Here is a 13,634-nt window from a genome sequence, read left to right on the forward strand (position 1 = left end):
GGGGTTATTTCTGGGCAATATTGTATTCGATTGGATGCACGTTTTTTGAGCAAAGCTGGAGGCGGCCGGAAGCGAAAAGCTTCAGGCAAGCGTCGGGACTCGCCACCCGAGGAACGCACCGCTGATCGAGGTGAGGAGGGCGGCCCCGACGAGGCCGTGGCCTTCATTGCGGAGACCGTTGCCGAATTGGTCAAGCTGGCGCAGCGCCACCGGCTGGAGGTGCTCGGCCATCTGCTCGGCATGGCGCAGCTCGAGGCGGAAGAGCGCCTGCGTACCCGGAGCAAGCACAAGCTGTCGTGAGCCGCCCGGCTTCCTTACGCCGTAACGCGCTTGCGTTGCTTCGCCGCCGACCGTGCCTTCAGCGCGGTATCACCCGCACTCAATAACCGCCCATCCTGCGAATAGAGTTCCAGCTTGCGAACCGGCCGGCCCTTTTCCTTGTCGACGAGAATGGTGGCGATCTCTTCCGGCCGCTCGTCGAATTCTTCGCTCCATTGCCGCAAGGCGACCAGGATCGGGAATACGCCGCGCCCCTTCGGCGTCAGCAGATATTCCTGATACGCGCTGCCGTCCGAGGCGGGGGCGGTTTTCAGGATGCCCTGATCGGCCAGCGCGCGCAGCCGCACCGTGAGGATGTTCTTGGCGAGGCCGAGCTTCTTCTGGAATTCGCCGAAGCGGCTGACCCCGAACAGCGCCTCGCGAATGATCAGAATCGACCACCAGTCGCCGATCGCATCCAGCGAGCGCGCGACCGGGCAATCGTCGTGTTCAAAGCTCGTCCGTTTCACCATTTCAGTCTCCGATCGGGTTGAGACCGATCACAGTCTTGTGTAGTTGCAATATTAAACTAGATGCCCTAGGCAATCAATCTAGTTTAATAATGCAACCATCGGAGATGTGCCATGAGGCTCGCGAACAAGACGGCGTTGATCACAGGGGGTAACAGCGGCATCGGGCTCGCGACCGCAAGACTGTTCGTGGCCGAGGGCGCCAAGGTCGTCATCACGGGACGAAATCAGGCGACGCTCGATGCTGCTGCGAAGGAGTTGGGCCCGAATGCGTTCGCGGTCGTGGCCGACGCGACAGACGTCGCTGCCACTGACGCTGCGATCGGGAAGGGGGCCGAAAAGTTCGGCAAGTATGACATCCTGTTCGCCAATGCGGGCATCGCCGGCGGCACGCCGCTGGGTGCGACTGATATCGAGGCGTTCCAGAAGGTCATCAGCACCAACCTCACCGGCGTGTTCTTCACCGTGCAATCCGCGTTGCCGCATCTGAACGACAACGCCTCGATCATTCTCAATGGCTCGGTCATTTCCGTGCTCGGCATCCCCGGCTATTCGGCCTATGGCGCGGCGAAAGCGGGTGTGCGGGCGATGGCACGGATCATGGCGTCGGAACTGTCACCGCGCGGCATCCGCGTCAATGTCGTGGCGCCCGGCGCGATCCGCACCCCGATCTGGGGCGCGGCGACCGCAACCCCGGAAGCCGAAAAGGCCTTTGAAAAGCGCATCGCGCTATCGACGCCGCTCGGCCGTATCGGCGAACCCGATCATATCTCGAAGACGGTGCTGTTCCTCGCCTCGGACGATGCCGCACATGTGCAGGGCCAGGAACTGTTCGTCGACGGCGGCGCCACCGCGTCTCCAAGCGGCGCGCCGATCTATCGGGGATAGGGCATATCGCGGCAATATCGAAGCCGGGCGGCGGTCTGATGAGCTCAGTCGCTGGCCCGCTTCGACGCCCTGCGGCGGATTGGCGCTGAGCCAGAACGCGCATTGAACCGTGCGTATGGCTGCTAGAGATTTCGAGGCAGGAGTCTCGCAACAGAAACTGGTGAGTGCAATCGTGCCAAGGACCACTGGCATCTCCTCGACCCCGGCGGAAAATTCGGACACCGCTCAATTTGCTTCGATCGCGCTGTTTTCCGGTGTCGGTCTCCTGGCCGCCTTGATTGTCGTGCTCCTCCGCATGCACGGCGTCTTCTGATTTGAGCGGCTGCCGTCGCGCCGAGCGACGACAACCGCTCACGCCGCAACTCAGGCGGCGTTCAGATCGCCTGCGGCCTTCAGCGCGCCGGCCACGGCTTTTTCACGATGTTCGGGACCGACCTGGATGCCGTCGGCGGAAATAAATTCCGGGCTCTTGATTCCGATGAAGCCGAACACCCAGCGCAAATAGGTTTCCAGATGCTCGCCGACCGCGGCCGGTGTGCCCGGACCATAAAAGCCGCCGCGCGAGATCGCGACGATGACGCGCTTGTTGCCGGCCAGACCTTCGACGCCCTGGGCGCCGTACTTGAACGTCTTGCCCGCGACCAGGATGCGGTCGATCCAGGCCTTGAGCTGGCTTGGAATCGTAAAATTGTACATGGGAGCGCCGAGCACGATGATTTCTGCAGCCTGAAACTCCTCCAGCGCGCTCTGACCCGCGGCGATGTCGGCCTGAAGGCCGGCCTCTGGAGCAGCGCCCTGGCCGGCGGCGAGGTGGGGGCCGGACAGATGGGCCAGCGGCGTGAGCGTGAGGTCGCGATAGCTGACCTCAACGCCCGGGTTGGCCTTGCGCAACCGTTCGACGATGGCGGCGGAAACCTGGCGGCTGACGGAGTGGGGGCCGAGAACGCTGGAGTCGATGTGCAGAAGTTTCATGGTTGATGTCACCCTTTGGTATAGATTTGTAACTGGCGCTATATGAGTGACCGTGGCAAACCTCCGCAAGAACGCACATTTTTTACACCCGAGCACAGAAATGAGACCCGAGCACAAAATTGTGCCTGCCCTGCCGCCGAGCCCGCATGCCGACGGCAATTGCCGTGCGGTGGCTTCCGTGCTGGCACGGGTTGGCGACAAATGGAGCGTGTTGGTGATCATGATGCTGATCGAGGGGCCGATGCGCTTCAACGAGCTGAAGCGCAAGATCGGCGGCATCTCGCAGCGGATGCTGACGCTTACCTTGCGCGGGTTGGAGCGCGACGGGCTGGTCACGCGCACCGTGTTTCCGACCATTCCGCCGCGGGTCGACTATGAACTCACCGATCTCGGCCGCGGGCTGGCGCAGCCGGTGCAGGCGCTCGGCAAATGGGCGTTCGAGCACCTGCCGGAGATCGATGGCGCGCGGACAAGTTTCGACGCGCGCAACGAGAAGGGCTAGAGCGTTTTCGAGCGAGTGGGAACCGTGCGTTAAGAAAACGCGTCAGATCAAGGATCTGGAGTCCCGTTTCGACTCATCGAAACGGGACTCTAGATCAGCGACACCAGGCCACCGCCATGGCGCTCCAGCCGGCCGGCGAGCTCGAGCTCCAGCAGCACCGTGCGAACGATGGTGGGCGAGAGGCCTGACATCCGGATCAGATCGTCGAGGCTGACCGGGCTCGGCCCGAGCAGCGTGACGATGCGCCCGCGTTCGCCCGGATCGGTGTCGAAATCGAGCGGCTCGTCATTGCCTTCACGCGCGTCGAGCACGATCGGTCGCTCCATGATCGGCTGAATGACGTTGATGACGTCGCTGGCTTCGGTGACCAGCGCCGCGCCCTGCTTGATCAGATCATTGGTGCCGGCGGCGCGCGGATCGAGCGGCGAGCCCGGCACCGCAAATACTTCGCGGCCCTGTTCGGCGGCCATCCGCGCCGTGATCAGCGATCCCGAGCGATGCGCGGCCTCGATCACGACGACGCCGAGCGACGCGCCCGAGATCAGGCGATTGCGCCGGGGAAAATCGTGGGCGCGCGGCACATGGCCGAGCGGCATTTCGGAAATCGCGCCGCCCTGATCGAGCAGGGCGGCGAGCAGGTTCTCGTGCTCCGGCGGATAGATCCGGTCATGGCCGCCGGCCAGCACTGCAACCGTGCCGCTTTCGACCGTCGCGCGATGCGCGGCCTGATCGATCCCGCGCGCCAGGCCCGAGATGACGACAAAGCCGGCGTCGCCGAGATCGCGCGCCAGTTGGCCGGCGAATTTCAGCCCGGCGCCGGAAGCGTTGCGCGAGCCGACGATCGCGATCATCGGCCGGATCAGGACGTCGGGCGCAGCGCGCACACGCACGCCAAGCAAGGGAGGCACATCCTCAAGCGTCGCCAGCCGCGGCGGATAGGCGGCTTCGCCCGGCGCGACCAGCAAGACGCCAATTCTTTTCGCCGCAGCGATCTCAGCCCGCGCTTCCTCCTCGCTGCAGATCCGCCCTGAACGCGCGGCACCGCCACGGCGCGCCAGATCGGGCAGCCGCTCCAGCGCCGCGCCCGCATTGCCGAAATGATTGAGGAGCGAATAAAAGGTTCGCGGGCCGACATTGTCGGAGCGGATCAGCCTGAGACGGTTGAGCCGTTCGGTGTCGGAGAGGTGATTTGAAGGTTGCTTGCTGTCGCCGCTGGTCCAGTCCATGCTGCGTAGCATGGCGCAACTTGGGGATGTGGACAACCAATTGTGTGTCTGCAGAGCCTCGTCTTGCCGACGGAACGGGGGGCGTCCCTACGGAGGTATCGAATGCTCTTGGGACTTGTGCTGGTTGCGGTCGGAGCTGTTTACCTGCTGAAGCCGACGATTTTTCGACGGGGCATTTGGCTCAAGACGAGCATCGCCATACGCACTTTGTCAGATGACAATTACATCAGATACATGCGTATTCTGGGCGTCATCCTCATGGTTTTTGGCCTGGGACTTATCGTCAGGGCGGCACTTCATTAAATGAGCATGTCTGGTTTGAACCACAGTCAGCTCGAGGCGTGTAAGTCAGCGAAGCATTGTCGTGGCGGGAAACTCAATACTCCGATCTTGATGCCGTCGCTAAAATTTGCCTTTTTTGCTTGGGGCTTTCTCGTCTTGCTCTGTACGGGATGCGCTTCTGCCGAGTCGTATCGGAATGCAGAGAGATATTTCCAGAATTCTCAGACCGGCGCTCTCGATGACTTTGACCAGCAATGGATCGAGCAGCGCGGCTACAAGCTCCGCGACCCGAAGGCGGTTACCGTCTTTTCGATGAAATTGCGAGCCAGGAACTCGATGTGCGAATCCGGCCTCGAAGTGCAGTATTTCGAAGATTCCGAGTGCAGGGAGAAGTTTTGCAGAATGGTTATCAAGTGCGGTCCGTCGACGGATTCACACCGCCCTGGTCTCGCGCTCACAGCTCGCAAAGACATTGCAATAGCATCATGGAACTTCGAGCCGGAGGTCTTTGATGTCTGCGTGCGGCAGGCCATTCAGGTATCGACACCTTCTGGCCCAGTGCTTGTGATCATCGGTAGATATGGATTTGAAATTGGTACTCCAAATTCAAGTCCGCCGCCCTGTTGGGATGGAGGTGTTTTCTAACAATCACCCGCCTCAATCAAATAATGGAGCGCAAAGTGGCGCAACCCGGTAGCATCAGAGAAGTTTTGCCTCGCCCCGATCCCGATCGGAGATCGGCTTGCGCACAGGAGCGCCGTCCATGATCTCGCTCGCCGAACTTCAGCGCCGCATCGATGCCGGCGACCTTTCCGCGGACGCTGCGATCGCGCAGTCGCTGGAAGCAACCCGTGCGCATGAAAAGTCCATCGGCGCCTTCGTTTGCCGGGACGAAAATCCGCGCGCGCAAAACGCCGGGCCGCTGCGCGGGATTGCGGTCGGCATCAAGGACATCATGGACACAAGGGATTTCCCGACCGAGATGGGTTCGCCGATCTACCGGGGATTCCGGCCGCGCGGTGATGCCGCTGTGGTGATGATGCTGAAGCAGGCCGGCGCGACCATCGTCGGCAAGACCACGACGACGGCATTCGCTTCCGTGGATCCGACCGCGACGCTCAACCCGCACAACCACGGCCACACGCCCGGCGGATCGTCATCCGGTTCGGCGGCTGCGGTGGCAGCCGGCATGATCCCGCTCGCGCTGGGAACGCAGACCGGCGGCTCGGTGATCCGCCCCGCCTCGTTCTGCGGCGTGGCCGCGATCAAGCCGTCCTATCGCCTGCTGCCGACGGTCGGCGTCAAATGCTATTCGTGGACGCTCGATACCGTCGGCCTGTTCGCGGCCGGCGTGGACGATGTGGCGCGCGGGCTTGCCGCGATGACGGGGCGGCCCGAATTGCTGCCGCGCGCTTCACTCGCCGCACCGCGCATCGGTGTCGTGACGCAGCATTTTGCCGGCGCGCCGGAGGCCTCGGGCGCGGAGGCGCTGCAGACCGCCGCGCGGGCGGCGGAACGCGCTGGCGCTACTGTGCATGGGGTTGATTTGCACGAAATCGTTGCGGAGGCGTGGCGGGCCCATCCGGCGATCCAGGAATTCGAGGCGCATCAGGCGCTCGCCTGGGAATACCGCGAAAATTACGATGCGATGGCGCCGCTGTTGCGCGCCCGGCTGGACGAGAGCAGGGGCCTGACACCGGCCGACTATGACGCGACAATGGGCGTTGCGAGCCGCGCGCGGCACGCGCTGGCAGAAGTGTTCGAAGAGGTCGATGTGCTGCTGACCTTGTCGGCGCCGGGTGCGGCGCCCAAGGGGTTGGGCTCGACCGGCGACGCCCGTTACAACCGGCTGTGGACGCTGATGGGCGTGCCCTGCGTCAATGTTCCCGCGCTCATCGCGGACGGTGGTTTGCCGGTCGGCGTGCAGGTCATTGCGCGATATGGCGCCGATGCCGAGGCATTGGCGGCGGCGCGCTTTGTTGGGGAGGCATTGAAGCGGGACTGAAGCGCTGCGAGGGCAGAGATGCTTTACGCCCCGATCCGCCCTTCGGTCCCGGCCTGCAAGCGCTTGATGTTTTCGTTGTGCTTCCAGAACAGCAGCAGCGTCAGCACGACGAACAGCGAGGCCAGCGCCGGGTGGCCGAACCACCACAGGAACAGCGGCGTAACGAAGGCTGCGACCAGCGCCGAGAGCGAGGAATATCGCGTGGTGACGGCGGTTGCGAGCCAGATCAGGCAGAACATCAGGGCCGCCGGCCAGAACAGGCCGATCAGCACGCCGATATAGGTGGCAACGCCTTTGCCGCCGTTGAACTTGAGCCAGACCGGAAAGAGGTGGCCGAGGAAGGCGCCGAGCGCAGCCAGCATCGCCGCATTGGCGCCGCCGTAATAGCCGGCGATGATGACGGCGACCGTGCCCTTGAGCATGTCGCCGATCAGGGTTGCCGCGGCGAGGCCCTTGCGGCCGGTGCGCAGCACGTTGGTGGCGCCGATATTGCCGCTTCCGATCGAACGCAGATCCTGCGTACCGGCCAGTTTGGTCAGCACCATGCCGAACGGGATCGAGCCCAGGAAATAGCCGAGCAGGAAGGCGGCGAGGAGGAATACTTCAGTCATTGCGTGAGGCTCCCACCGTGGCCGTCTGGCAACGGTCAGACATGTTCATAAACCGTCCGTCCGCCCACGATAGTACGCACGACGCGCCCCGAGAAGCGGGCTTCGTCGAACGGGGTGTTCTTGCACTGCGATTTGAGATCGGCGGGATCGAGCACCCAGGGCGTATCGGGATCGATCACGACGACGTCGGCCGGGGAACCCGCGCGCAGCGAGCCACCGGGCAGGCCGAGCAGTTCCGCAGGCCGTGTCGACATCGCCCGGATCAGCGTCTTGAAATCCATCTCGCCATTGTGGATCAGGCGCAGCGCCGCCGGCAGCATGGTCTGCAGCCCGACCGCGCCGGCAGCGGCCTCGGCGAACGGCAGCCGCTTGACCTCGACGTCCTGCGGATTGTGATCGGACATCACGACATCGATCAGGCCGGAGGCGACGGCCGCGACCAGCGCGAGGCGATCCTCCTCTGTGCGCAGCGGCGGCGACAGTTTCAGGAAGGTGCGATAAGGGCCGATGTCGTTTTCGTTCAGCGTGACGTGATTGATCGACACGGAGGCGCTGACGTCGAGGCCGGCGTCGCGCGCGCGCTTGAGGATTTCCAGCGACTCCAGCGAGGACAGCGAGGCGGCGTGATAGCGCCCGCCGGTCAGCGCCACCAAGCGCATGTCGCGCTCCAGCATCACGGCTTCGGCGGCATTGGGAATGCCGACCAGGCCGAGCCGCGCTGCGAATTCGCCCTCGTTCATCACGCCTTCGCCGACCAGATCAGGGTCTTCGGTGTGATGAACGATCAGCGCATCGAAATCGCGGGCATAGGTGAGCGCCCGGCGCATCACTTGCGCGTTGGTGACGCTCCTGTCGCCGTCGGTGAAGGCGACGGCGCCGGCAGCCTTCAACAGGCCGATCTCCGTCATCTCCTGGCCGCCCAGGCCTTTTGTCAGTGCGGCCATCGGGTGGATGTTGACGATCGCGGTGTCGCGGGCGCGGCGCAGCACGAAGTCCACCGTCGCCGAATTGTCGATGACGGGCGAAGTATCCGGCTGGCAGATGATGGTGGTGATGCCGCCGGCCGCAGCCGCCTGGCTCGCGGAGGCAAAGGTTTCGCGGTGGCTGGCGCCGGGCTCGCCGACAAAGGCGCGCATGTCGATCAGGCCGGGGGCGACGATCTTGCCGGCGCAGTTGATGATGTCGGTGCCCTCAGGCACGCCGGCGGCGCCGATGCCGCGCTTGGAGTCGCGGATGGTGCCGTCGGCAATCAGCACGTCCCCGGGCCCGTCGAAATCCCTTGAGGGATCGACGACGCGGGCATTGGCGAGCAGGATAGGGCGTCGGTCGGTCAGCATGATTTATGCGTTCGGCAGGTTGCGGGCGAGCGCTTCGAGCACCGCCATCCGCACCGCCACTCCCATTTCCACCTGTTCACGGATCAGCGATTGCGCGCCATCCGCCACGATCGAGTCGATTTCGACGCCGCGGTTCATCGGCCCCGGATGCATCACCAATGCATCCGGTTTGGCGTAAGCGAGCTTCTTCTGGTCGAGACCGAAATAGTGGAAGTATTCCTGGCTCGACGGCACGAACGAGCCGTTCATCCGCTCGCGCTGCAACCGCAGCATCATCACGATGTCGGCGCCATTGAGGCCTTCGCGCATGTCGCGCGCGACCTCGACGCCCATCCGCTCGATGCCGCGCGGCAGCAGCGTGGACGGTGCCACCACGCGAACGCGGGCGCCCATGGTGTTGAGCAGGAGGATGTTGGAGCGCGCCACGCGGGAATGCATCACGTCGCCGCAGATCGCGATGACGAGGCCTTCCAGCCGGCCTTTGTTGCGGCGGATGGTCAGCGCGTCCAGCAGCGCCTGGGTCGGATGCTCGTGGGCGCCGTCGCCGGCATTGATCACGGAACCGTCAACCTTGCGGGCCAGAAGTTCCACCGCACCGGATGCGTGGTGCCGCACCACCAGGATATCAGGGTGCATGGCGTTGAGCGTGACTGCCGTGTCCATCAGCGTCTCACCCTTACGGATCGAGGACGAGGACACCGACATGTTCATGACGTCGGCGCCCAGCCGTTTCCCCGCCAGTTCGAACGAGGATTGGGTCCGGGTCGAGGCCTCGAAAAACAGGTTCACCTGGGTGCGACCGCGCAGGGAAGTGCGCTTTTTGTCCACCTGGCGGTTGAGCTCGACATATTCCTCGGAAAGGTCGAGCAGGCCGGTAATATCGGCAGCGGAAAGTCCCTCGATTCCCAGCAGATGCCGGTGACCGAGGACGAAGGTCGATTTCGATGCAGGGGTCATTAAAGCCAGAGCTATAGGCAGAGATGCCGGGTAGGGCAAGCGTCAAATCCAGGGTCCGGACTTATCCACTAGCGCTTCGGCGGCAGGGTAAACGGCCGGGCGGTAGGCCCTGGCGAGCGATTCAGCTAGGATGGCGCACGGTGCATCAGGCTGGGCAAAACGTGCGGCATTTCATTCAATCCGTCCGGATCGTGTCATGGGTGCTGCTGGCGGCCATTGCATGCCTCCCGGCCACGCCAGCCGTGGCCGAGAAGCGCATAGCCCTCGCCATCGGCAACGACCTCTATCCCAATCTGCCCGCCGACCGGCAGCTCAAGAAGGCCGCCAACGACGCCACCACGATTGCGGGAACGCTGACGTCGCTCGGTTTCGAGGTCATCGTCGGCACCAATCTCGGCCGTCAGGCGATGATCGACAAGCTTGCCGAGTTCACCGCGCGGCTGCAGCCGGGCGACACCGCGGCGCTGTTCTTTGCCGGGCACGGCGTGGCGATTGCGGGCGTCAATTACCTGATCCCGAGCGATGTCCCGGCCGTGACCGAAGGCGCCGAAGCGCGCGTGCGCGGTGCATCGCTGGCCGAGCCCGATCTGATCGCGGAACTGCAGGCACGTTCGGTTCGCGTCGCGCTGCTGGTGATCGACGCCTGCCGCGACAATCCGTTTCCGCGCTCAGCCGGCCGGTCGATCGGCAACACACGGGGGCTGGCCGATGCCAAGCCGGCGCGCGGCATCTTCACGCTCTATTCCGCCGGCATCGGCCAGACCGCGCTGGATCGGCTTGGCGGCAGCGACACTGCCCACAATTCGGTGTTCACGCGAATATTCGCCGAACAACTCAAGCGGCCGGAGCTGCACCTTGGCGATCTCGCCGTCGAAGTGCGCGAACGCGTCGCCGAGCTGGCGCTGAAAGCGACCGACGAACGCGGCCAGCCCGCGCCGCACGAGCAGACGCCGGCTTATTATGACCAGACACTTGGCGGCCGCATCTATCTGGCGGGGCCATCGACAGGCAGTCGGCCGCCGGAGCTTGCCGCCACGTCGGTACCGCCGCCGACAATTCCACCGGTAGCCGAGCGGGCTGCGGTGAGACCGCAGCGTCCGTCTGCACCGGGCGAAATCTGCGCACGCAACGGCAATGAGACCTATTGTGTCAGCTCGGTGCTGAAGCCGCAGTTCGGCAATTCCTATGGCCCGGAAAACCTTTTCAAGGGGCCAGCCAGCAGCGCTTGGGTCGAGGGCCAACAAGGTAATGGCGTGGGCGAGTGGATTACGGTCGAATTCGAGGGGATGCGCACCGTGCGTTCGATCGTCGTGCGCAACGGCTATCAGAAGAGCAACGATATCTTCGGAAAGAACAACCGCGTGCGGCATTTGCGGGCGGTGTTCTCGCAAGGCGAGACCCAGACGTTGACGCTGCAGGATCGAAGCGGGTCGGAATCCCTAACGCTGCCCAAGCCGGTCAAAGCCTACTGGGTCAAGTTCATCATCGACGATGTCTGGGCCGGCAACAAATACACGGACACCGCAATTACGAAGCTAGTGGTCAATTCGGAGCCGGCGCAGTGATCCGAGCAACGCCGGGCGCGAGCATCCTTGGGCGGATAGTGCTTGCCGCGATCTGTGCAGCAAGCTGTCTCACGGGGGCCGCTGCGCAGGCACAAAAGCTGCCCGCCGGATTCGTCTATCTGCGCGATATCGATCCGACCATCATTCAGGACATGCGCTACGCCGGCGCCAACAATTTCGTCGGCCGTCCCATCAAGGGGTATCAAGCCGCTGAATGCGTGGTGAAGCGCGAAGTCGGCGCGCTACTGAAGAGCGTTCAGGAAGAACTCGCGCTGCAGAACCTGTCGCTGAAGATGTTTGACTGCTATCGCCCGACGCGGGCGGTCGCCGACATGGTGGCGTGGTCGCGTGACGGCCGTGAAACGCCGGCACAGAAGCGCTACAATCCGGCGTTCAGCAAGGCGGATCTGTTTCGGCTGGGCTATATCGCTACCCATTCAGGACATTCCACCGGCGCCGCGCTCGATCTTACGCTGGTCGATCTGAAGGCCGACAACTCAGCGATGTTCGATCCCGCCAAGGACTATGGCGACTGCACCGCCAATGTGAACCTTCGCGCGCCGGATGGCAGCGTCGACATGGGCACCGGCTATGACTGTTCTGACGTCAAGTCGCACACGGCGGCGAGATCCATCACGGCTGCGCAGCGCCGCTGGCGGGAGAAGCTGGTTCTGCTGATGGCGCGGCGAGGATTTGTAAACTATTCGAAGGAGTGGTGGCACTTTTCACTGCCGGGAGCAGGCAGGCAGGCCTATGATTTCCCGATCGTACCGCGGAAGTGATTCACGGTTCCAGGACCAGCCATGAGCCAGGCAACATTTGCGACCCACGAGGTCTTCAACCAGTCGCCGCCATTCGAAGATATCGACCTCTATGCAGTCGACCGACCGCTGGTCGAGGCGGTCGCCGCCAATGGCGGCGCTTCGGCACAGAGTGAGTTGTCGGAGTTCGGCAGGCATTGGGGCTCCGCTGCGATGGCAGAACGCGGCCGCATTGCCAACGAGAACACGCCGAAACTGCGCATTTTCGATTCCAGAGGCAACCGCCGCGACGAGGTCGAGTTTCATCCGGCCTATCACGAGTTGATGGCGCACAGCGCGCATGCCGGCGTGCACAATTCGACGTGGACCGCCGACGGCAAGCCGGCTGGTGGTGCGTCGGAGGTGATACGTGCCGCCAAATTCTACATGGCCGCGCAGGTCGAGACCGGGCATCTCTGCCCGATCACCATGACGCGGGCCTCGGTCGCCGCGCTGGCGGAACAGCCCGAGCTACTGGCCAGGGTGATGCCGGTGCTCGGCTCGCGATCCTACGATCCGACGTTTGCGCCGTGGTGGACCAAGCGCGGCATGACGCTCGGCATGGGCATGACCGAGAAGCAGGGAGGCACCGATGTGCGCTCCAACATGACGCGGGCGGAGCGCGACGGAGACGCCTACCGTATCACTGGGCACAAATGGTTCATGTCGGCGCCGATGTGCGACGCCTTCCTGGTGCTGGCGCAGGCCGACGAAGGCCTGAGCTGTTTCCTGATGCCCCGCTTTGCGCCCGATGGCTCGATCAACGCGATCCGGTTCCAGCGGCTGAAGGACAAGCTCGGCAACCGCTCCAACGCCTCGTCGGAAGTCGAGTTTCACGGCGCCTATGCCGAGCGCATCGGCGGCGAGGGCAAGGGCATCCGCACCATCATCCAGATGGTGCAGTTGACGCGGCAGGATTGCGCGATTGCATCCGCCGGCCTGATGCGATCGGGCCTGGCGCATGCGTTGCATCATGCGCGGCATCGCAGCGTGTTCCAAAAGCATCTCGCCGATCAGCCGCTGATGCAGGCGGTACTGTCGGACATGGCGCTGCATGTCGAGGCAACCATCGCGCTGGTGATGCGGCTGTGCCGGTCGTTCGACCGCGCGCCCGTTGACGCCAAGGAAGCCGCCTATATGCGGCTGCTGACGCCCGCCATCAAATACTGGGTCTGCAAGAGCGCGCCGGGTTTTCTCTACGAGGCGATGGAGTGCCTCGGCGGCAATGGTTACGTGGAAGAGGGCATTCTGGCGCGGCATTACCGGGAGGCGCCGGTCAATGCGATCTGGGAAGGCTCCGGCAATGTGATGTGCCTCGACGTCCTCCGTGCGCTGGCGCGCGAGCCGGAAGCGGCGTCCAGCATCGTGCATGAACTGACCGGCGAGACGCTCGGATTGCCGGGCGCGGGTGAGGCAACCGCCTTCATCGGCAAGGCGTTCCGCCGGCCGGACAGCGAGCGCGTGGCGCGGCTGGCAGTCGAGAAGCTGGCGTTGCTGGCAGCTGCTGCCGCGCTCAATGCCGTGTCGCCACGGCATGCGCAGTTATTCGCAACCACGCGCCTTGCCGGGAATCACGCCGGCATGTACGGCGCGGTGGATCTGGCGAGCGAAGACGTCCGCGGGTTGCTCGAACGTGCGCTGCCCTGAAAACCACGCCAGCCGTCGTGGCCGGGACAAGCCCGGGCGTGACGACAACGAGAA

General features: G+C 63.9%; 16 protein-coding genes. 10 read left to right on the plus strand and 6 right to left on the minus strand.

Annotated features, from left to right (window positions below; all coding sequences use genetic code 11):
- Positions 1 to 45: 45 nt before the first annotated feature.
- Positions 46 to 300: a hypothetical protein gene (locus ACVWVY_RS24865; protein WP_456628837.1), complete on the plus strand. Its 255-nt coding sequence runs from the start codon at positions 46 to 48 to the stop codon at positions 298 to 300.
- A 14-nt stretch (positions 301 to 314) separates the two neighbouring features.
- Here ACVWVY_RS24865 and ACVWVY_RS24870 read toward each other — a convergent pair whose 3' ends face one another.
- The gene (locus tag ACVWVY_RS24870) at positions 315 to 791 is read right to left on the minus strand and encodes a winged helix-turn-helix transcriptional regulator (protein ID WP_456628838.1); all 477 of its coding nucleotides are present in this window, start codon (positions 789 to 791) and stop codon (positions 315 to 317) included.
- A gap of 111 nt (positions 792 to 902) precedes the next feature.
- On the opposite strand from ACVWVY_RS24870, the gene ACVWVY_RS24875 reads away from it, so the two are divergent.
- The gene (locus tag ACVWVY_RS24875; protein WP_456628839.1) at positions 903 to 1,676 is read left to right on the plus strand and encodes an SDR family oxidoreductase; all 774 of its coding nucleotides are present in this window, start codon (positions 903 to 905) and stop codon (positions 1,674 to 1,676) included.
- Between the two features lie 172 nt (positions 1,677 to 1,848).
- A complete protein-coding gene (locus ACVWVY_RS24880) occupies positions 1,849 to 1,989 on the plus strand; it encodes a hypothetical protein (RefSeq protein ID WP_456628840.1) in 141 nt (46 codons plus the stop codon).
- A 50-nt stretch (positions 1,990 to 2,039) separates the two neighbouring features.
- Here ACVWVY_RS24880 and ACVWVY_RS24885 read toward each other — a convergent pair whose 3' ends face one another.
- Entirely contained in the window at positions 2,040 to 2,648 is a 609-nt protein-coding gene (locus ACVWVY_RS24885; protein ID WP_456628841.1) for an FMN-dependent NADH-azoreductase, read from the minus strand.
- Between the two features lie 100 nt (positions 2,649 to 2,748).
- Here ACVWVY_RS24885 and ACVWVY_RS24890 point away from each other — a divergent pair, with 100 nt between their 5' ends.
- Complete coding sequence (locus tag ACVWVY_RS24890; protein ID WP_456628842.1) at positions 2,749 to 3,150, plus strand: winged helix-turn-helix transcriptional regulator; 402 nt, start codon at positions 2,749 to 2,751, stop codon at positions 3,148 to 3,150.
- Positions 3,151 to 3,239: 89 nt separating this feature from the next.
- On the opposite strand, the gene dprA is transcribed toward ACVWVY_RS24890, so the two are convergent.
- Complete coding sequence (dprA, locus tag ACVWVY_RS24895) at positions 3,240 to 4,388, minus strand: DNA-processing protein DprA (protein WP_456628843.1); 1,149 nt, start codon at positions 4,386 to 4,388, stop codon at positions 3,240 to 3,242.
- A gap of 90 nt (positions 4,389 to 4,478) precedes the next feature.
- Between dprA and ACVWVY_RS24900 the strand changes: the two genes are divergently transcribed.
- From ACVWVY_RS24900 to ACVWVY_RS24910, 3 genes are all read left to right on the plus strand, one after another.
- The gene (locus ACVWVY_RS24900) at positions 4,479 to 4,679 is read left to right on the plus strand and encodes a hypothetical protein (RefSeq protein WP_456628844.1); all 201 of its coding nucleotides are present in this window, start codon (positions 4,479 to 4,481) and stop codon (positions 4,677 to 4,679) included.
- Positions 4,680 to 5,303 carry a hypothetical protein gene (locus ACVWVY_RS24905; protein ID WP_456628845.1) on the plus strand — a complete coding sequence of 208 codons (624 nt, stop codon included), beginning with the start codon at positions 4,680 to 4,682 and terminating at the stop codon, positions 5,301 to 5,303.
- Between the two features lie 118 nt (positions 5,304 to 5,421).
- Positions 5,422 to 6,663 (plus strand): amidase, encoded by a 1,242-nt coding sequence (locus tag ACVWVY_RS24910; protein WP_456628846.1) that lies wholly within the window; start codon positions 5,422 to 5,424, stop codon positions 6,661 to 6,663.
- A 23-nt stretch (positions 6,664 to 6,686) separates the two neighbouring features.
- Here the strand turns inward: ACVWVY_RS24910 and plsY are convergent, their stop codons facing one another.
- Genes plsY through ACVWVY_RS24925 form a run of 3 tightly spaced genes read right to left on the minus strand, consistent with a single transcriptional unit; the run spans position 6,687 to position 9,568 of the window.
- A complete protein-coding gene (plsY, locus tag ACVWVY_RS24915; protein WP_456628847.1) occupies positions 6,687 to 7,274 on the minus strand; it encodes a glycerol-3-phosphate 1-O-acyltransferase PlsY in 588 nt (195 codons plus the stop codon).
- A gap of 35 nt (positions 7,275 to 7,309) precedes the next feature.
- Positions 7,310 to 8,611 carry a dihydroorotase gene (locus tag ACVWVY_RS24920; RefSeq protein WP_456628848.1) on the minus strand — a complete coding sequence of 434 codons (1,302 nt, stop codon included), beginning with the start codon at positions 8,609 to 8,611 and terminating at the stop codon, positions 7,310 to 7,312.
- Positions 8,612 to 8,614: 3 nt separating this feature from the next.
- The gene (locus ACVWVY_RS24925) at positions 8,615 to 9,568 is read right to left on the minus strand and encodes an aspartate carbamoyltransferase catalytic subunit (protein ID WP_214493129.1); all 954 of its coding nucleotides are present in this window, start codon (positions 9,566 to 9,568) and stop codon (positions 8,615 to 8,617) included.
- A gap of 140 nt (positions 9,569 to 9,708) precedes the next feature.
- Between ACVWVY_RS24925 and ACVWVY_RS24930 the strand changes: the two genes are divergently transcribed.
- From ACVWVY_RS24930 to ACVWVY_RS24940, 3 genes are read left to right on the plus strand one after another with little or no spacing between them, the layout of a single operon-like run.
- The gene (locus tag ACVWVY_RS24930) at positions 9,709 to 11,133 is read left to right on the plus strand and encodes an NADase-type glycan-binding domain-containing protein (protein ID WP_456628849.1); all 1,425 of its coding nucleotides are present in this window, start codon (positions 9,709 to 9,711) and stop codon (positions 11,131 to 11,133) included.
- A 35-nt stretch (positions 11,134 to 11,168) separates the two neighbouring features.
- Entirely contained in the window at positions 11,169 to 11,915 is a 747-nt protein-coding gene (locus ACVWVY_RS24935) for a M15 family metallopeptidase (RefSeq protein ID WP_456632305.1), read from the plus strand.
- 21 nt (positions 11,916 to 11,936) lie between these two features.
- Positions 11,937 to 13,580: an acyl-CoA dehydrogenase family protein gene (locus ACVWVY_RS24940; RefSeq protein ID WP_456628850.1), complete on the plus strand. Its 1,644-nt coding sequence runs from the start codon at positions 11,937 to 11,939 to the stop codon at positions 13,578 to 13,580.
- Positions 13,581 to 13,634: the final 54 nt, after the last annotated feature.

This window comes from Bradyrhizobium sp. URHC0002 (assembly GCF_054059515.1).

Coding starts and splice junctions, on each gene's coding strand:
- ACVWVY_RS24940 (WP_456628850.1), top strand. CDS start 11,937: ATGAGCCAGGCAACATTTGCGACCCACGAGGTCTTCAACCAGTCGCCG.
- ACVWVY_RS24905 (WP_456628845.1), top strand. CDS start 4,680: ATGAGCATGTCTGGTTTGAACCACAGTCAGCTCGAGGCGTGTAAGTCA.
- ACVWVY_RS24890 (WP_456628842.1), top strand. CDS start 2,749: ATGAGACCCGAGCACAAAATTGTGCCTGCCCTGCCGCCGAGCCCGCAT.
- dprA (WP_456628843.1), bottom strand. CDS start 4,388: ATGCTACGCAGCATGGACTGGACCAGCGGCGACAGCAAGCAACCTTCA.
- ACVWVY_RS24875 (WP_456628839.1), top strand. CDS start 903: ATGAGGCTCGCGAACAAGACGGCGTTGATCACAGGGGGTAACAGCGGC.
- ACVWVY_RS24870 (WP_456628838.1), bottom strand. CDS start 791: ATGGTGAAACGGACGAGCTTTGAACACGACGATTGCCCGGTCGCGCGC.
- plsY (WP_456628847.1), bottom strand. CDS start 7,274: ATGACTGAAGTATTCCTCCTCGCCGCCTTCCTGCTCGGCTATTTCCTG.
- ACVWVY_RS24910 (WP_456628846.1), top strand. CDS start 5,422: ATGATCTCGCTCGCCGAACTTCAGCGCCGCATCGATGCCGGCGACCTT.
- ACVWVY_RS24885 (WP_456628841.1), bottom strand. CDS start 2,648: ATGAAACTTCTGCACATCGACTCCAGCGTTCTCGGCCCCCACTCCGTC.
- ACVWVY_RS24920 (WP_456628848.1), bottom strand. CDS start 8,611: ATGCTGACCGACCGACGCCCTATCCTGCTCGCCAATGCCCGCGTCGTC.
- ACVWVY_RS24900 (WP_456628844.1), top strand. CDS start 4,479: ATGCTCTTGGGACTTGTGCTGGTTGCGGTCGGAGCTGTTTACCTGCTG.
- ACVWVY_RS24925 (WP_214493129.1), bottom strand. CDS start 9,568: ATGACCCCTGCATCGAAATCGACCTTCGTCCTCGGTCACCGGCATCTG.